The organism is Limosilactobacillus caecicola (assembly GCF_943192935.1).
In the GTDB taxonomy this organism is placed as follows: Bacteria; Bacillota; Bacilli; order Lactobacillales; family Lactobacillaceae; genus Limosilactobacillus; species Limosilactobacillus caecicola.
This window is the reverse complement of the sequence record NZ_CALPCI010000001.1, coordinates 225370-242841: the sequence shown is the minus strand read 5'-3', so window position 1 is coordinate 242841 and position 17472 is coordinate 225370. Positions and strand designations below refer to the sequence as shown.

At 46.4% G+C, this 17472-nt stretch carries 16 protein-coding genes; 9 read left to right on the top strand and 7 right to left on the bottom strand.

The genetic code is table 11. The annotated features are described in order from the left end of the window. The first annotated feature begins 38 nt into the window (after positions 1–38). Complete coding sequence (locus tag NFR43_RS01190) at positions 39–1121, top strand: DHHA1 domain-containing protein (protein ID WP_251545650.1); 1083 nt, start codon at positions 39–41, stop codon at positions 1119–1121. A 25-nt stretch (positions 1122–1146) separates the two neighbouring features. On the opposite strand, the gene NFR43_RS01185 is transcribed toward NFR43_RS01190, so the two are convergent. From NFR43_RS01185 to NFR43_RS01175, 3 genes are all read right to left on the bottom strand, one after another. Then, the gene (locus NFR43_RS01185; RefSeq protein ID WP_251545648.1) at positions 1147–2004 is read right to left on the bottom strand and encodes an NmrA family NAD(P)-binding protein; all 858 of its coding nucleotides are present in this window, start codon (positions 2002–2004) and stop codon (positions 1147–1149) included. A gap of 102 nt (positions 2005–2106) precedes the next feature. After that, positions 2107–2598, bottom strand: a complete 492-nt coding sequence (locus NFR43_RS01180; protein WP_407658124.1) for a L,D-transpeptidase — start codon at positions 2596–2598, stop codon at positions 2107–2109. A gap of 97 nt (positions 2599–2695) precedes the next feature. Next, the gene (locus NFR43_RS01175) at positions 2696–3685 is read right to left on the bottom strand and encodes a LacI family DNA-binding transcriptional regulator (protein WP_251545644.1); all 990 of its coding nucleotides are present in this window, start codon (positions 3683–3685) and stop codon (positions 2696–2698) included. 175 nt (positions 3686–3860) lie between these two features. Here NFR43_RS01175 and NFR43_RS01170 point away from each other — a divergent pair, with 175 nt between their 5' ends. Then, a complete protein-coding gene (locus tag NFR43_RS01170; RefSeq protein ID WP_251545642.1) occupies positions 3861–6188 on the top strand; it encodes a glycoside hydrolase family 31 protein in 2328 nt (775 codons plus the stop codon). Positions 6189–6316: 128 nt separating this feature from the next. Here the strand turns inward: NFR43_RS01170 and NFR43_RS01165 are convergent, their stop codons facing one another. The 4 genes from NFR43_RS01165 to NFR43_RS01150 form a co-directional block, all read right to left on the bottom strand. Then, complete coding sequence (locus NFR43_RS01165) at positions 6317–6961, bottom strand: HAD family hydrolase (RefSeq protein ID WP_251545640.1); 645 nt, start codon at positions 6959–6961, stop codon at positions 6317–6319. An 87-nt stretch (positions 6962–7048) separates the two neighbouring features. Further along, entirely contained in the window at positions 7049–7960 is a 912-nt protein-coding gene (locus NFR43_RS01160) for a proline-specific peptidase family protein (RefSeq protein WP_251545638.1), read from the bottom strand. Between the two features lie 103 nt (positions 7961–8063). After that, a complete protein-coding gene (locus NFR43_RS01155) occupies positions 8064–10463 on the bottom strand; it encodes a Xaa-Pro dipeptidyl-peptidase (protein WP_251545636.1) in 2400 nt (799 codons plus the stop codon). A gap of 104 nt (positions 10464–10567) precedes the next feature. Continuing rightward, a complete protein-coding gene (locus NFR43_RS01150) occupies positions 10568–11962 on the bottom strand; it encodes an APC family permease (protein WP_251545634.1) in 1395 nt (464 codons plus the stop codon). A 113-nt stretch (positions 11963–12075) separates the two neighbouring features. On the opposite strand from NFR43_RS01150, the gene NFR43_RS01145 reads away from it, so the two are divergent. From NFR43_RS01145 to NFR43_RS01115, 7 genes are all read left to right on the top strand, one after another. Then, entirely contained in the window at positions 12076–12498 is a 423-nt protein-coding gene (locus NFR43_RS01145) for a bis(5'-nucleosyl)-tetraphosphatase (RefSeq protein WP_251545632.1), read from the top strand. After that, positions 12498–13049 (top strand): guanylate kinase, encoded by a 552-nt coding sequence (locus NFR43_RS01140; RefSeq protein ID WP_251545630.1) that lies wholly within the window; start codon positions 12498–12500, stop codon positions 13047–13049. Before NFR43_RS01145 ends, NFR43_RS01140 begins: the two co-directional genes overlap by 1 nt. Before the next feature lie 19 nt (positions 13050–13068). Next, positions 13069–13512 carry a Fur family transcriptional regulator gene (locus NFR43_RS01135; protein ID WP_251545629.1) on the top strand — a complete coding sequence of 148 codons (444 nt, stop codon included), beginning with the start codon at positions 13069–13071 and terminating at the stop codon, positions 13510–13512. A 63-nt stretch (positions 13513–13575) separates the two neighbouring features. Further along, the gene (locus NFR43_RS01130) at positions 13576–14007 is read left to right on the top strand and encodes a hypothetical protein (protein WP_251545628.1); all 432 of its coding nucleotides are present in this window, start codon (positions 13576–13578) and stop codon (positions 14005–14007) included. A 14-nt stretch (positions 14008–14021) separates the two neighbouring features. After that, positions 14022–14888, top strand: a complete 867-nt coding sequence (locus tag NFR43_RS01125; protein ID WP_251545627.1) for a DUF6681 family protein — start codon at positions 14022–14024, stop codon at positions 14886–14888. Between the two features lie 76 nt (positions 14889–14964). After that, a complete protein-coding gene (locus NFR43_RS01120) occupies positions 14965–15900 on the top strand; it encodes a LacI family DNA-binding transcriptional regulator (RefSeq protein WP_251545626.1) in 936 nt (311 codons plus the stop codon). A gap of 187 nt (positions 15901–16087) precedes the next feature. Next, on the top strand, positions 16088–17434 hold the full coding sequence (locus NFR43_RS01115; RefSeq protein ID WP_251545625.1) for an SLC45 family MFS transporter: 1347 nt from the start codon (positions 16088–16090) through the stop codon (positions 17432–17434). The last annotated feature ends 38 nt before the right edge of the window (positions 17435–17472 follow it).

Here is a 17472-nt window from a genome sequence, read left to right as displayed (position 1 = left end):
TACTAGTAGTTAATAAATTCAATAAAGGACGTTTTGTAATGGCAACGCAACAAATTAAAATTTTTTCACACAATGATCTAGATGGTTTTGGGGCACCATTCTTACTGCAGGTTGTCCAACCAACCCTGTTTCCTGAAGTTAGCTATGATATTACCAACATTGGCGCCGGAAAAATCGATGCCGAACTAGATTACTGGTTCACGCATGCTGATCTGGGCTCCTATACTGATTTATATATCATGGACATGACCCCGGATAGTGAACATACCTTTGAACAGTTAAACCAGCACTTTGCAAACCACTGGCTGGTTTTTGATCACCACGAAAGTGAGGCTGCACAACGCGCTAAGTATGCTGCCAATACTGTTAGCAGTGCAGGAGAGCGAAACGAAAGTGCTACCAGTCTGGCCTGGCAGTGGGTGCAACAGCAGGAAAAGTTTAATCGCCTCCCAGCTATTCAGCAAGGGCAATTGGCCCAGACGGTAGAACTGATTCGGGCTTATGATACTTGGGATTGGCAAAACGACCCCACCCTCTCTGCAGAAGAAAAGCAGGGGGCGGATGAACTTGACCAGCTCTTCTGGTTCTACCCACTCGATCACTCTACTGACTTTATTCAAGAGGTTTACCGGCAGGGGTGGCAAGAATACCGCCATCACAACCAACTACTGATTCAAACGCTCAATGATCGGCGGGCTAACTACCTTCATCATCATCTCAAAGATGTGTTGATTGATGAACTGGATGGGCACCAGTGGGGCTTCGTTTACGCGGATGACTATAAATCTGAGATTGCCCATCAATTGTTGCAGGATCATCCAGAGGTCGAAGCAGCAATGGTGATTAGTCCCACCAGTTTATCGTTGCGGAGTAATGGTAAAATTGATGTGGCTAAGTTTGCTGAGCGCTATTTCCGTGGTGGTGGTCACGCCGATGCCGCTGGTGGACGAATTGATATTAATCTGATTCAAACTGGTGAGCAGGCCGTGATTGATCATTTGAAGAACGTCATTAAGGACGCTCAGGAAGACCAACGGGCTAATCACGAAACACTGGCGGACAATATTGATCCAGAAGTAGCGGCCAAGATGGCGGCCCTGTTTGGTAAGCAGAACAAGTAAAAAATCGGGCTTTCAAGCCCGATTTTTATTTTTGATAGTGATGATATAAGAACTCTTCCATGTTTTCAGGAGCTTCGCCAGTCAAACGGTGGAAGTCATCGCTAATGCCCTTTAAAAGACCCTGACCACCAGCGGCGTACATGGAAGCTAGTTCTGCGCCACCATCGTCACGGTAAATCCGGGCAAATTGCTCGACCGTTACTGGCCGGTAAGTAATTGGTTGGTCACTGACATCGCTCATGATTTTTGCTAATTCAACCATATTGTAATTGTGGGACATGGTTAATAAATAACTTTGGCCACGACCCCGTAACGCTGGTTGAACCGCCAGACTAGCAATTGCTTTAGCACTATCGTCACGACTAATGAAGCTTAACGGTTGGTCACCAACCGGGTAGATCAGGTGACCCCGTTCAATGAGTTCTGGCAGGTAGGAAACTAATGGATCAGCGTAAAGCGAGTTACGGACGTACGCATAAGCGATCCCACTTCCGGCAAGTCGCCTAGGAACATATGCGTAGAAGGGCGCCATTTGGAAGGGGTTGTTGACCTGGTCAGCAAAGAAACTTACGAAAATGAAGTTTTCCACGTGGTGCCGCTGTGCACCTGCTAAAACATTTTCGAATTCTTGGATCCGCTTGGTTAAGTCATAAGTAATGCTGGGAATATAAATCAAGACATCAATCCCCGTCATGGCTTGGTCAATTGAGGATTGATCAAAATAATCCAGGTGGTTGACGACCACGTCGAGGCCAGTAAATAAGTTAGCTTTAGCCATATTATGGACGCCAGCGTGAACTTCGCCATCGCTAATGTTATGGCGGAGGTAACGGACCACTTTCTGGCCTAAGTGGCCACTAGCACCAGTTACTAAATATTGCATCTTAATCATCCTCCTTTGCTTTAAATTAATTATAGTAAGGAGCGGGCCGGGAAAGCAACGCAAAGGGGGCGTGACTGTTCAGTCACACCCCCTTGATATTAGTTAACTTTTAGAAATGACAACTTTGGTGCCCGTTGGAATGTTTTTGTACATCCATTTAGCATCCGGAACGGATAGCCGGATGCAACCGTGGGACATTGGCTTTTTACCGAGGTACGAAGCTTGCTTTTTGTCGTATTGCCCCTTGCTGTTGATTGGTACGGAGTGGAAGAGGAAATCGTTCCCTTTCCAAGCAACATAATAATTGGCCCCGGCCTTTTCTTCTTGATTATAGAAGGTCTCACCACGGAGGTCTTCAATGTAATAGGTTCCGGTTGGAGTGGCGTTGTGGGCGCCAGAAGAACAGTACATTGTGTAGAGGACCTTGTTTTTGCTACTCATTAGGTAGACCCGTTGTTTCTTTAAATTAACGTGGATCCACATTCCGGGATTCTTTTGGACATCCGGGTATGGCTTGTTTTCGGAGGGCTTTCGATAATCAATCGTGGCGGCCTTGGTGTTGTGTAGTGCACCACCCAGGGTCAAAAAGACCATCACTGAAAGAATCGTCAGTCCAATGAACTTTTTTAAAAATTTCATAATTTTGCGCTCCCTTTAATAATACAGGGACCATTCTACCACAAGATCAAGTCTATCCAGCAGGAGTTTTTTGGACGCTTTCGCGTTCGACAATGTGGACGGGCAGAAATTCTGCAGGAGCGTTCTCCATTAAATTGGTAACACTTTGTTTGCCCATTTCGTGAAAGGCTTGGGAAACGCTGGTGAGTTGGGGAGCGGTAATGTCACAAATAAAGGTACCATCAATGCTGATGATGGAGAGGTCCTCTGGTAATTTAAAGTCATACTGGCGCGCCGCCTTAATAATCCCCGCAGCTGCCATGTCACTGGCAGCAATGATGGCGGTCAGACCCAGGTTGCGCACCCGTTTAAAAAGTTTTTGGGCATTTTCAAAGCTATAGTCACCGTATTGAATCCAGTCTGGGTCCACGATTAAGTTGGCCTTCGACATCACCTTTTCGTAGCCCAGAAGCCGCTGTTTCCCCGTATTCGACTTATCGATGCCGAGCAAGCCAATGCGGCGGTGGCCACGGTCGATTAAGTACTGGGTGGCTAATTCGCCGATTTTAATATTGTCCGAGCTAATAAACTTTGTCTCGTGATCATCGCTACCATAAATTGAAACAAACCGGAAGGGCAGCCCAGAATTGTTGAGGGTTGCGAGCTGGTCAGGGGTGGCTTTGGTAGCAACCAGCAAAATTCCAGAAACAGCGCGTGCCAAGGCATCATTAATGGCGTTCGTCAGCATTTGTTCATCATTATCACCGGCATAAAAAATGATGGAATGCCGATGGTTCGCTTTGAGTTCCTCTTGAATGCCGTCCAACACTGCTTGCCAGAAGTTGGTTTTCGTGTTGTTAATGATGATTGCAATGGTTTTAACTTCATTCGAGGCAAGTTCCGCCGCCGAAAGGTTCCGGTGGTAGCCCAATTCGTTGGCAATTTTACGCACGTGTTCGGCTGTTTCACTCCGGTAGGTTCCCTTTTTGTGGGCGAGGACTCGGGAAACTGTCGCTGTGGAGACGTGAGCCGCCTTCGCGACATCTTTAATTGTAGCTTTCATTTGATCGCTTCCTTGTGAAATTTACATTATTACTATTATACTCCCAAATCATGAGTTAGGAAACGTTTACATTGTTGAGAAATAACTATTGTAAACGTTTACGTAATGTGCTACAGTATTCACTGTAAACGGATTACATTAAACTTCAGGTCATTTGAAAGGAAGTTTCTAGCTTATGAGTAATCAATTAACCGACTATCAGGATAATGATCAACGTGTGACGTTGAATTACGCTGGTGGTAAAGACTTAATCTTGAACATTTTAACAAATGAAATTATCGAAGTCTTCCAAGATCATGGTTGTCCAACCAATTCCTATGCCGTGGAAGGGGACAAAAAGCGGAAGACTAATTATACCGTTGAAAATCAGGGAGACCATGTTGAAATTCGCACCGGTTCCTTGATTGTGAAGGCCTATGACGACGAGAAAATTGACGTGTTTGATGGCGACGGACATCCACTCGTGTTGGACTACCGTGGCAAGCGGGAACCACTTCCCACTGATATGGATGATGAACACCGCAAGACCGTTATGTCAGAAGGACATGCGGTTCACGCCAAAGCCAACCCAGATAACGTTAACTTTGAAATTATCAAATCCTTAGCCAAGGACGAAGTTTTCTATGGTTTGGGCGGTAAGACCGGGTTCCTTAACAAACGGGGCTATGAATATGACAATTGGAATAGTGATGTTCCAGTTCTCCACAACGAATCTGAAACCCATCTCTACAAGTCCATTCCGGTTATGTATGGGTTGAAGAATGGTCACCCATACGGGCTCTTCTTCGATGATACCTACAAGAGTCACTTTGACCTCGGTAAAGAAAGCGACAATTATTATTACTACTCTGCAGTGGGTGGCAACATTGATTATTACATCATGGGTGGTCATACACTCAAGGACGTTGTTTCAAACTACACCTACTTAACTGGGGTGGTCCCATTACCACAAAAGTGGATGCTGGGTTACCAACAATCACGGTGGGGCTACAGTACCAGTGACCACCGGGTCGAAAGCATTGCGGATGGCTTTGCTGAACATAACCTGCCAATCGATGTTATTCACCTAGACATTGATTATATGTACGGCTACCGTGACTTTACCTGGGATACGACAAAGTATGAGAATCCAAAGGCCTTCGTACAAAAGATGCGGAAGCGGGGAATCCGTCTCATGCCAATCCTGGATGCCGGTGTGAAGGTCGATGACAAGTACGATATCTACAAAGAAGGAATGGAGAAAGGCTACTTCGTTACTAATCCAGATGGTAGTGTCTACGTTGGCTCCGTCTGGCCCGGTGATTCAGTCTTTCCAGACTTTGGTAATCCGGACGTACGGCAATGGTGGGCCAAGCACGTTAAGTTCTTTGCTGATATGGGGGCCTGCGGTGTTTGGAACGACATGGACGAACCAGCGAACTTCCGTGCCAAGGGTCAATTACCAGATGACTTAGTCTTCCATGATGGTGTCAACATTAGTACCCATGCTAAGATGCACAATGTCTTTGGCCACCTGCAAGCCCAAGCAACGTATGAAGGAATGAAGGCAGCCACTGGTAAACGGCCATATATCATTACCCGGGCCGCTTATGCCGGGACCCAAAAGTATTCCACCGTTTGGACTGGTGACAACACTGCCGTTTGGTCTCACCTACAATTAGCCATTCCACAATTAAATGGCCTCGGGATGAGTGGCTTTGCCTTTGCGGGTACCGACATTGGGGGCTTCCAAGAAGACACTACCCCAGAACTGTTGACCCGGTGGATCGAAGCTTCACTGATGGTGCCATTGTTCCGGAACCACTCCATCTTGGGTTCACGGTATCAAGAACCATGGGCCTTTGATAAGCAAACGTTGGATATTTACCGGAAGTACTTGAATTTACGGTACCGGTTTATCCCATATCTGTACGATCAATTCCGTCACGAAACGGAATCAGGTTTGCCAGTAATGCGGCCATTGGTCTTGAACTACCCAGAGGATCCGGAAACACGGAACCTGAATGATGAATACATGGTTGGAACGAACCTCTTATTAGCGCCAATTGTTAACCAAGGGGCCACCAAACGGTTAGTCTACCTGCCAGCTGGTGATTGGGTTGACTTCTGGAACCATGCTGAATATTCAGGCAAGCAGTATATCATGGCAGATGCACCAATTGATAAGTTACCATTCTTCGTGAAGAAGAACACCATTTTACCATGGGGCAATAAGGTCATGCACGTGAGTGACGAACCTGACAAGGTGATGACCTTCCGGCTCTTTGGTGAATGTGGTTCCTACCAGCATTACCAAGATAATGGTCAAGACTTTAAGTATCAACAGGGTGAATTTAATGAATACTATGTTGAAGTGACTGAAGACGGTCAGGTTGCCGTGAAGTTAACTAAGCATGGTTATCAACCAACGTACGATAGGATTTATGTTGAAACTGACCAAAGCCGGTTTGAATTTGATTTTGACAACACTGATGAAGCTTATCACCTCGTCAGTGAACATTAAAAAGAAAACAATAGGGCTCCAGCATTCGGTTTTACCGGATGCTGGAGCCCTATTGTTGTACTGCGCTGTTCGTGATACAGCTATCTTTCAGGGATTATGTCACAACCCCATTGCTTTACAGGGAGACATTAATAATGTTCGAGGTCCGTTGGGGTGTGCAATAAAATATCCGCCCCTTCTTGAATGGCTTCTGGATTTGCAGAACCATACAATGCGGCAGCAAATTTCACTCCGGCAGCATGGGCCGCTTGAAGGTCGTTGACGGTATCGCCAACGTAGACCGTGCTAGCCGGGTCAGCATTCATGGCTTTGACAGCGGCCAAAATTGGGTCCGGATCTGGTTTATGCTTGGTTGTATCTTCAGCCGTGATAGCGACGTTGAAGAGGTCAGCAAAGTAATAACGCTTTCGGAAATTTTGGTATTCGTAATTTAATTTGGAAGTTGCCACGGCCAGCTCCGTCTCTGGACGGCGGGACAAGTCATCTAACATTTCTTTGATTCCTGGAAAAACGGTGACCTGGTCTTGACGGGTATAAGCCAGCTGGAACCATTCGGTTTGAATCGGTCGAATATCGGCTTCTTTGACATTACCTAATCTGAGAGCATCGTCAGCGGTAATCCCGAAGCCCACCTTGTTGAGGTGGTCAATTTCTTCTGGGGTATAGGTATAGCCGTGTTTTTTAAGAGTTTCGAACATTGCCGGCATGTACATGTCGATGGTATTAATTAAGGTTCCATCGATATCAAAAATAAAGTTATGTAATTGTGCCATGAGAATTCCTCCCCGCTTAATCTTTACCTCACATTCTACGCTTTTTTAAACCAAACCAAAAGGGCACCCCTTGGGTACCCTTTAAATTTACTTGTTAAATGTCCCAGCCTCCACTTCACGAATGAAGTCTGCCAGGTGCTTGTAGTAGACATCTGGATTATCCAGCATGTGATGGTGACCACCATTCGGGGTGGTGACTAACTTAGCGTTTGGAATCAGTTTTTCCATTCGCCGGGCCGCACTCAGGGGCATGGTTTCGTGCTCCCCAAAAGTTAGCAACGTTGGCACCTTAATGTTCTTTAACTGGTCGGTAAAGTGCCACTGGTCCAGCTTTCCGGTGATCACAAATTCGTTATCTCCTTGGAAAGCGTGATAAACGGCGTCACCATCAAGACTCTTGACGTGTTCGAGTTTTGATGGTTGTTTCCGGTCCACGAAGTTTTCGTTCAGGACTTGGACGTCGGCTTGGTAACGCTCGTTATCCCAGTTACCGTTGTTTTCACATTCCTTCATGAAGGCGACTTCTTCTGCTGGGAGGACCTCTTCACGCACTTGATTGACGTGTTCAACGTAGTCATCGACATCATCGACCATCGAGGAGATGATGGCCCCTTTCAAGTGTTGGCCGTACTTGACGGCGTACTCTTGAACGAGGAGACCACCCCAACTTTGGCCAATCAGGTAGAAATTATCCAACCCTAATTTTTGCCGGACTTCTTCAACTTCATCTAAGAAGTACTCGTAGGTCAGATACTTTTTGGCAATTTCTGGGTCAGCAAAATCGGGCTGGTCGGAGTATAAAGAACCCAGTTGGTCGTACATGTGGACTTGGACGTCCAACCCTTGTTTCTTGAGTTGTTCAGCGGTATCTTCCCAGTATTCGTGGTTTCCACCGGGGCCACCGTGCAAAGCTAACAGGTGGATCGTGCCTTCCCCCTGGGTGTTGGTCCAGAGGTGGTAGCCATTATCCAGCGTTAAAATTTTTGTCCCTTGCTTCATAATCAAATTCTCCCTCTCGTCAGTCATTAGAATATGATAAATGTTAACTCATTTTCTTCTTAAAAACAATTCGTTGGGGAGAATTAACTTTGGCGCTGGGCAACTAATTGTTAGGGATGATCAATTCACAATGTTGGGGGTCAATTTGGTATTGAATCTTTTCGTTGCCGCGCAGCGTCATTTCGTAGTCGGTTGCGTAGAGGACCAATTCCAATTGATGGCCAGTCGTCAGGGTATGGAAAACGGGTTGTAGTGGTAATTCAACGTCGACAAATTGGCCGGCCGCCAAATCGTCAACACTGGAAGCATCACGACGGTTTTGGAGGTTGATATGCCCAAACGAGATGACCTTCGCTGGGGTCACTTGTTTTTGCAGTTCAAATTCACGGAGGTCATCCTTGCCAAAGTGGTAGGCCAACTCGAGACCATCCTTGGCTAAAATGACTGGAGTGGTTGTCAGCCGCTTGGCGTCGCCACGGTCCACCAGGCGGGCACTAAGAAGGCCGTGGTCAACGGAACTAGCAATCCGGACCCTCAACATTGGTGTTCCACGGAGGACCCACTTTTCTTTTACCGGGGCTCCAACGAAGTGGGCACTGAACTGACCATCTTGGTCATTTAGTAAGGCTTGGGCCCATTTATCAGGATGTTGACACCAGTCCTGATAAGTTGCTGGTTCTTGATGGTCATCAAATGTGACGGCTGCTGTGGTTGGTGTCGTAGCGGTAGTCAAACCGTTGGCTGTCAGGTTGAACGTGGTGGACTGGTTGCCTGACCAATTGGTCGTGGTGTGCCAAGTTTCGGCATGGACGTTATCTTGAACCAGGACATCGGGGAGCAAGTCGTCAGCGTGGTTATCTAGTTCCCATAATTTGTTGGCAAACCACAAGTTCGCCATTTCGGAGAAATCTAGTGACCGGAAGGCGTTGATGTAAATATGTTGTCCCTGATGGAGAATCAACTTGCTGGTAACGGGGAGTCCTTGGAGGGCATCATAGAGGTTTTTGACGTTGACTGGTTTGACGTTCCAGTCGTTAAGACCATGGACCATCATTACGGCACATTTAATGTTGTCCACGTTCGGTAAATAATTCCGGTGAGCCCAAAAGGCGTTGTAATTCCCTGTTTTCCGATCTTGGGCGGCAGCGATGCCTTGCAGGTACTTGTCATTGGTGGCTTTAATTCGCTGGTAGTCAGCTGGTGATTTGGTCCGACTAAAGGTTTCGGCTGCTAAAACGTCAGCGTCTTCCCCCTGGAAACCACCCGGGGCCATGACTAACCCATTTTCCCGGTAGTAGTCATACCAATTCGAAATGGCGGCTTCGCTAATGATGGCCTTTAATCCGGCCACACCCGTGGTAGCGACCGCGGTGGCGAGGGTTCCCAGGTATGAACGACCCGTCATCCCGACGTTACCGTTACACCAATCTGCACTAATCGTGATTCCGCTGGTCCGGTCGGTAAATGCGCGGCGGTCATCGTGGAGCCATTCAACGACGGCCTTCATGGAAGCCGTTTGTTCAGGAGAACCACAGGTTTGGAGACCATCAGAATCCTTGGTCCCGATTCCAGAGGCGTAGACGATCGCGTAGCCACGAACACTCAGGTAGGTGTTGAGAGTATAGGCTGGCGTCGTACTAAAGCTCTCGGCCGCTTGGTGGCTTTCACCATGGACAGTTTGCTTAGTGAATTCAATTGGGAAAGTCGGTTCGTTCGGGGCTTGGTAATCGCTGGCTTTGTGGGTTAATGGCACGTTCACGTTATGGGTGATTTCTTCGCCCCACTTGTCGTTTGTCCCCTGGTTATAAGGACTCGCCGTGAAAACAGCGGGAACCTTCAGTCCATCGTTACTTTCTGCCGGCCGCATGATTTCGACTTTTACCAAGTCAGCTTTACCATCGTAGTCGGTGTCCATGTCTGTTTCGACGTAAACCACTTCGCGGATGAACCGGTTCGGATCAAAACTGGCCAGTGGCTTACCATTAAAGAAGAGGGGCTTTTGCTTGGCTGGTAACGCGTACGTCCAAGTTAGCATTCCTTGACTGGTGAGCCGGTCAATCAGGTTTTGACCGAGCTTGGTTCTGGTATTTAACAGGAGGTAGAACGAATCAATAACGGCAGTGGTGTCCCATTGATCATGAGTTTCTAGTGGCAGTTGGATTTTTTGCATGCCGTCCAGTGGGGCGTCGAGGGAGAAATCCAGGGCCGGTTCGAATTGCAGTAATTGTAAGGCGACTAGGTAAAAGACGTTGTTCGTCAGTGGTTGGTGGCTGGCTAACCATTGCAAAATGGATTGGTCAGGTGTTGCCAGCAGGCTGTTGAGCCATTCACGGTCCAACGCTTCAGTGTGGTCAGCAACGTGAATCCGCACCAGTAATTTAGCCCATAATTCAGTTGGACTTAGACTGGCTACTTCATCGGGATGGAGCAGGTGGATTCTCTGAAGCTCTGTCACCCGCGTTTGGTGGTCGGTCGATTGAATTGCGAATTGATTATTTTTCATTTTCGATAGCACCTCACAAATATAATTATCCTTATTATGACACGGAAAACGGTCCGAAACACAAAAAACTACCAGTTGACCTGGTAGTTTTGTTTGGTACATGATTAATCTTTTGTTGCAATCGTACTGTGACGGTAACCATAGCTGAAGTAAATGATGATCCCGATGATGAACCAAATTCCGGCACCAATAAAGGTCGTCTTACCAAGTTGTAAGATCATCCAAACGCAGGCGACCCCAGAAATGATTGGCAAGACTGGATAAAGTGGCACCTGGAAACCACCGCGGTTTTCGATGTCTGAACGGTGGCGCAGGGGAATAATCCCGAATGAGACAAGGGTGAAGGCTAATAAAGTCCCAATGTTAACCAAACTGGTTAATTCATCAAGGGAAACGAAGCCACCCATGATACAAATAATGATGGTGACAAACCCCAGCGCATTTTCTGGAGTTTCTCCTTTGGCTTCATTCAACTTACTCAATCTTTTTGGTAACAAGCCGTCACGGCCAAGTGAGTAGACTAACCGGGAGCTCGCAAAAATGGTACTAATCATCATGGTAAACATCCCGATTAAGGCCCCAATGGCTAAGGTATCAGCTAACCAACCCTGGTTCACGACTTGCAGAGCGTAGGAAACGGGGTTGGCAACGTCCAATTTGGTGTAGTGAACCATCCCGACTAAAACGGCGGAGACGCCCATGTACAGGACGGCCGCAATGAGTAACGTGCCGATAATTCCAATTGGCATGTTCCGCTTGACGTTTTTAACTTCGGCGGCAGAACTAGAAACCGCATCAAAACCAAGGAAAGCAAAGAAGACGGTCGTGGCACCACGCATGACCCCGGAGAGGTGGTATGGCATGAATGGTCGGTAGTTAGCGGGTTTAATAAAGAAGAGCCCGACCCCAATAAAGAGGAGAATAATCACAATCTTTAAAACCACCATCGCATTATTGATTCGCTTGGAAGATTGCATCCCGTGCGAGAGGATCCAACTAACGACTAATAAGATTAATACTGCGACCAGGTTAAAATAGGTCCCATGGGCGGGGTCAAACGGTCCTGAAATCGCTTTGGGAATGTGGATCCCAAAACTAGCCAACAGGGAGTTGAAGTAGGCTGCCCAACCAGTGGAAACGGAGGCAACCGCGAGCATGTATTCGAGCACGAGGGCCCAGCCAAGGATCCACCCGATAAATTCACCGTAGATGATATTCCCGTAGGAATAGGCACTCCCGGCGACTGGTAAGGCAGAGGCAAATTCAGCATAACACATGGCCGCTAAACCACAGACGATGGCGGCAAACAGGAATGATAGGATGACTCCAGGACCAGCATCATTGGCGGCCACGGTTCCCGGCAGGATAAAAATCCCGGTCCCAATGACCATCCCAACACCCATCGTCATTAAATCGAAAGCGGAGAGCGATTTAACGAAGTGCTGGTCGGCTCCTAAGTAATTTGAAAGACTTTCCTTTCTGAAAATCTTTAAATGCATAATCACTAACCACCTTTGCTATAATGTTCTATAATATAATTTCTACATTAGATCTATAATAAGTTCCATTAATATTAAAAGTCAATTAAAAATTGATTAAAGGAGTGTTCGAAATGGCAATTGAAGTTACTGCGGGTGCGGTTGTTTATCGAATTAAAAACAATGAGCTTCAGTACCTATTATTGGAAAGCACCAATCAAGGGAACTTTTGGGGCTTCCCCAAAGGCCATGTTGAGGGGGAAGAATCATTAGCCGAAACCGCCCATCGTGAAATTAAGGAAGAAACGTCATTGGATCTGCCCATTGATACCAGTTTTAATGTTTACACCGAATATGACCTTCCTAATGGTAATCATAAACAGATGACGCTATATACAGCGCAGTTACCAGACACTCACGACCTCCATTTACAAGCCGCGGAAATCAAAAATGCGGGCTGGTTTAATTATGATCAGGCTCGTCAACGGCTCACCTACAACAATTTAAAGGAATTGTTGGATAAAGCGCACGCCCACTTAGTAAATCAGGTTGACTAATGAAAACAGGAAAGGTATTTGTAATCACCGGAGCGACCGGGTCTGGGAAGACAACGGTGGCTCGTTACTTACAACAGAAATATCATTTATGTAAAGTGATCACCCATACAACCAGGCCACCGCGCAGTGATGAACAAAACGGAGTTGATTATTATTTTGAGCAACCGGCGACGATGAAGAAGCTCCATCTTTTAGAGAAGGTGGAGTATGACCACCACCTGTATGGATCCTCATTAGAGGGACTGCAAAAGGGGTGGCAGAATCACCAAGATGACGTGATTGTTCTGGATACCAAGGGGGCTATTACCTATAAAGAAAAGCTGGGCGACCGTGCTGAAGTGATTTTTTTAACGGTGTCCCACTTTCAAAAATTGGCCCAGCGGTTGAAGGAGCGTGGTGACTGCCAAACGGCAATTAAATCGCGGCTAAATAGCGATGAGTACGAGCGTGATTTAGCCCTTCCCCGGGAATTAAAAGGGAAGGCGCACGTAATTGTGAATGATAAATGGCAGGAGACGATTGCCCACCTCGACCAGATTTTTAAACGTTAGTTTAGTGAGGTAAATAGCGATGGATGACATTGACTTACGAGCAAAGCGATTATTGAAGGCGGCCGGTCTGCGTTGGACTAAACAGCGGCAGTCCCTTTTGCATATTTTAAATTCATCCTTGGACCGTTATTTAGATATTACGGAAATTGACCACCAAATGCGTCAACAATATCCGAAAATGAGCCATAACACTATCTACCGAAATCTCAAGGAATTTAAGGACCTCAAATTAGTGGAAATGCGTCCAGGAGAAAATGGCTTGATGGTTAAATTAGAGTGTGACCAACACCATCATCACCACTTTATTTGTCAAAATTGTGGCCGCGTGCAAGAGATTACGATGCCCCATTTTGATTACGCTGAATATCAGCAACAATTGCCGGGAGCAAAAATTACTGGTCATAGTTTTGAACTCTATGGATACTGTGCCCAATGTCAGCGAAAAATGGCCGCCAAATCTTAGGAGATCCTTAACTTTTACGATCGGTAAATTTGATTATAATTGGGTATTAAAGGAGCGTTGAATATGTTAAAAACACCACCATTTGTTACCCCATTTGCACTAGTGTCCTTAGTTTTAGCATTAGGTGCAACGAACGTGGTTGTTAACAAGACCACCCATACTAACGAAGGGGCAAAAGTGACCAGCACACAAAGTAGTAGCCGGACCTCATCTGATCAGCAGCGGGATAATAGTAGTCATGAAAGTAGTGATGATCGTGATCGGGATGACCGAACTTCATCCTCCTCATCCTCCTCATCCTCCTCATCGACAACGCGACAAAGTCAATCTGGGACGGACCGCACAGATGACGGCAATACGACTACGACTGGGCAAACGACGACCCAACGATCCAATTCAGATAACGGTACGGATAGTAATACTAGTAACGGTGGAACAACCACTAACAGTGGAAACACCACGAATAGTACTACGACCACTGATAGCACGAATTAAGAGGAGGGTGACCCATGTTTAGTTTTCTTGATATGATTAACCACTCGTTAGGTTACTTTAATATCAACACCAAGTTAAAAAATAAAATTTACACGGTTGTCGCCCTGCTCGGTGATTTCTACTTGATTTATGTCACTTACCGACTGCTAGCCAACCACGTTTGGCTGCGGGGGTTTTTGTACTGTTTAGCTGTTATTCTCATCACTTACTATGTCTATTTAAATGCTGTGTACTATTTTTTGGAACGAACTTCACGCTTGGACGTTCTGTCACCGTGGTTAGTTAAAATTACGGGTTATGACCAAAGCAATGAAAACCGGGCGCAGACGCGGTCGGAACAGGCGGCGGCCGTGATTAATAACCAGGCCAATGGTTACTTTACCGATAGCAACTTGATCGCCGCTGAAGTCAGCATTAGTGGCGAGGAACAGCAAAACTTACGGCACCTAGTGGACCAGTTAGTGGAACAGGGAATCTTTGTGGCTGATTATGATGGCAAGGATTCCACCCAGATTATTGATGAATATAACCAAACTCACGAACCAGTGAACGCGCTGAATAAAAATCAAACCCCACCATACTTTGATTTGGTGCACGATGAATTAGGCCACCGTTTGGAAATTTACGCTGGTTTGAACCAGATGGAACGGGTCCGGGTTGGTCACATTACAAAGGTTGGCTTGACAGATGTTCATGCTGCCCATGCCAGGTACCGGCTCTATTTAGCAAATGTTTACGTTACCGGTGGTCCGCACAAGATTCCCGGACGACGGGGGACGACAATTTTAACGGATGGTGACTTTGGACTGGTCGCCCACGTTGCCTATAAGACCCGAGACAGAGAAGAATCAACTCGGCGGCGTCGGCGGTCAGAAATTTAATCTATGGATACAAGAAAGCGGGGTTGCGAGAATGTTGCAACCCTTCATTTTTGGCAATAGCTTGGGAGGAAAATTAGTGGTTACAATTAGGACAATTGCGGAGAAAGCGGGAGTCTCAACATCGACGGCCTCGCGTGCATTGAATGACAATCCGCGCATTAGTAAGGAAACCCGCGATAATATCAAGGCAATTGCAAAGCAGTTGGGTTATCGGCCAGATTATTCAGCAAAGAATTTAAGCTTGGGGGAATCTAATATTATTGGGGTGGTGTTCCCAATTCCGGAAGCAGGGAATAATGCTCCGGCAAATCCCTTTCACATTGAAATTATGTGGGGAATTGGTAAAGCAATCCGTCAGCACGACTACGAAATGATGGTGGCGATGGGGACCAGTGAGCAAGACTTGGTAAATCAGGTGGCCGCAATGGCCGAACAGGCCAAGGTACAAAAGTTTGTCTTACTGTATTCGCAACCAGCTGATCCAGTCGTGAAATATTTACGGGAACACGACCGTTCATATGTAATTGTGGGTCACCCTTACGATGAGGGGGATCGCTTTGTCGATAACGATAACGTGGGTGTGGGCCAGGCAGCTACCAACCAATTGATTCGGATTCACCACCCGCACCACCCTGCCTTTATCCAATCGAGTGCCGACCGGTCCTTTGAAATTGATCGTCGGCAGGGGTACGAAGAAGCAATGGCAAACCACCAGCTGGAACCGTTGGTCGCCAAAGTTGGCGTCGACAATCCGTTGTTAAAATGGTTGGATCAGCATCCGGAAGTCGACGGTCTACTATTTGCGGATGATGTTTTATACCTCGCAGCGGCACGCCAGTTACGCGAACACAAGATGCCAATTGTCTGTTTTAATAACAGTCAATGGATCAAGTTGGTCTTTAACGACCAAAACGTGATTGATTTACAACCGCAAAAATTGGGTACCAAGGCTGCGGAATTGCTGTTTGATCTCTCCCAGAACCATGTTTATGTCCCATACCAAGTTAATTAGTTGATTAGCAGGCGTGACGTTTAGCCATTATGAATAAGCAGTCACGCTTTTTTAGTTTGCAAACTAGTTAAAAAAATTAGCAAAAAAGTTGTGCAAACGGTTGCATAAATTTTTGGTGTTTGGTATATTATTAGCTGTAATGTAAAAGCGCTTTCACAAGCGAGTTGTTTTTGAAGGAGTGTTTGTTATGAGTCAGGAAAATTCTCAAGCGGCTGGATTACCAAAACTTTCCAGCAGCACGATTTGGATGATTAACTTTGGCTTTCTTGGTGTACAAACCGCATTTACTTTGCAGAGTTCCCAAATGAGTCGGATCTTCCAAACCATTGGTGCGGATCCTAATAATTTAGGATGGTTCTTTATTTTGCCACCGTTAGCCGGCTTGATTGTGCAACCAATCATTGGTTATTACTCAGACCGGACCTGGGCACCAAAGCTTGGTGGTCGGCGTTTGCCATACCTGCTGTTAGGAACGCTTGTGGCCGTTATCGTGATGCTATTATTACCTAATTCAGGAAGCTTTGGCTTCGGCTATGGTTCATTAGCGGCCCTTTGGTTCGGCGCGATCACCGTTGCCTTTTTGGACTTGTCCTCAAACGTCGCGATGCAGCCATTTAAGATGATGGTTGGTGATATGGTTAATGATGACCAAAAGAGTTACGCCTATGGGATTCAAAGTTTCTTATCGAACACCGGGGCGGTCTTAGCAGCCATCTTCCCATTCCTCTTAACCTGGTTTGGGGTTGCCAACACCGCTAAAAAGGGTGTTGTTCCAGATTCAGTGATCATTGCCTTTTACGTTGGGGCAGCATTATTAGTTGTTACTAGTTTATTTACGATTTTACGGGTTCACGAATACGACCCAGCTACTTACGCTAAATATCACGGAATTTCTGAAGAAGATAACAAAGAAGGGGGCAATTGGTTAACCCTCTTACGGCATGCGCCAAAGGCCTTCTGGACTGTTACCTTAGTTCAATTCTTCTGCTGGTTTGCTTTCCAATACCTCTGGACTTACTCCGCTGGGGCAATTGCTAAAAACGTTTGGCACACTACAAACGCAACTAGTGCCGGCTACCAAGCAGCTGGTAACTGGTACGGGGTGTTAGCTGCTGTTCAGTCAATTGCTGCGGTTATTTGGTCTTACGTTTTGGCCAAGGTGCCAAACAAGTACCACAAGGTTGGCTATGCTGGTAGTTTGCTACTTGGTGCCGTTGGATTCATCTCCGTCTTCTTTATCCATGACCAATGGACTTTGATTGGTTCCTACGTTCTGGTTGGGATTGCCTGGGCCGGAATGAACACTTACCCACTGACCATTGTGACGAACGCCTTGTCTGGTAAGCACATGGGAACCTACCTTGGATTATTCAACGGTTCAATTTGTTTGCCACAAATCGTTGCTTCGCTTTTGAGTTTTGCCCTCTTCCCATTGTTGGGTGGATCACAAGTCCACATGTTCCTCTTGGCTGGGGTTATCATGGTTCTTGGTGCACTTTCTGTGGGAACGATTCATGAAACTTACGTTAAATAATTTGATTGCATTTGTAGAGATTGAGAAACGGGGTTACA

What these genes read in the sequence shown, in the direction of transcription:
- NFR43_RS01190 (WP_251545650.1), top strand. Translation starts at nt 39, where the DNA reads ATGGCAACGCAACAAATTAAAATTTTTTCACACAATGATCTAGATGGT.
- NFR43_RS01185 (WP_251545648.1), bottom strand. Translation starts at nt 2,004, where the DNA reads ATGCAATATTTAGTAACTGGTGCTAGTGGCCACTTAGGCCAGAAAGTG.
- NFR43_RS01180 (WP_407658124.1), bottom strand. Translation starts at nt 2,598, where the DNA reads ATGGTCTTTTTGACCCTGGGTGGTGCACTACACAACACCAAGGCCGCC.
- NFR43_RS01175 (WP_251545644.1), bottom strand. Translation starts at nt 3,685, where the DNA reads ATGAAAGCTACAATTAAAGATGTCGCGAAGGCGGCTCACGTCTCCACA.
- NFR43_RS01170 (WP_251545642.1), top strand. Translation starts at nt 3,861, where the DNA reads ATGAGTAATCAATTAACCGACTATCAGGATAATGATCAACGTGTGACG.
- NFR43_RS01165 (WP_251545640.1), bottom strand. Translation starts at nt 6,961, where the DNA reads ATGGCACAATTACATAACTTTATTTTTGATATCGATGGAACCTTAATT.
- NFR43_RS01160 (WP_251545638.1), bottom strand. Translation starts at nt 7,960, where the DNA reads ATGAAGCAAGGGACAAAAATTTTAACGCTGGATAATGGCTACCACCTC.
- NFR43_RS01155 (WP_251545636.1), bottom strand. Translation starts at nt 10,463, where the DNA reads ATGAAAAATAATCAATTCGCAATTCAATCGACCGACCACCAAACGCGG.
- NFR43_RS01150 (WP_251545634.1), bottom strand. Translation starts at nt 11,962, where the DNA reads ATGCATTTAAAGATTTTCAGAAAGGAAAGTCTTTCAAATTACTTAGGA.
- NFR43_RS01145 (WP_251545632.1), top strand. Translation starts at nt 12,076, where the DNA reads ATGGCAATTGAAGTTACTGCGGGTGCGGTTGTTTATCGAATTAAAAAC.
- NFR43_RS01140 (WP_251545630.1), top strand. Translation starts at nt 12,498, where the DNA reads ATGAAAACAGGAAAGGTATTTGTAATCACCGGAGCGACCGGGTCTGGG.
- NFR43_RS01135 (WP_251545629.1), top strand. Translation starts at nt 13,069, where the DNA reads ATGGATGACATTGACTTACGAGCAAAGCGATTATTGAAGGCGGCCGGT.
- NFR43_RS01130 (WP_251545628.1), top strand. Translation starts at nt 13,576, where the DNA reads ATGTTAAAAACACCACCATTTGTTACCCCATTTGCACTAGTGTCCTTA.
- NFR43_RS01125 (WP_251545627.1), top strand. Translation starts at nt 14,022, where the DNA reads ATGTTTAGTTTTCTTGATATGATTAACCACTCGTTAGGTTACTTTAAT.
- NFR43_RS01115 (WP_251545625.1), top strand. Translation starts at nt 16,088, where the DNA reads ATGAGTCAGGAAAATTCTCAAGCGGCTGGATTACCAAAACTTTCCAGC.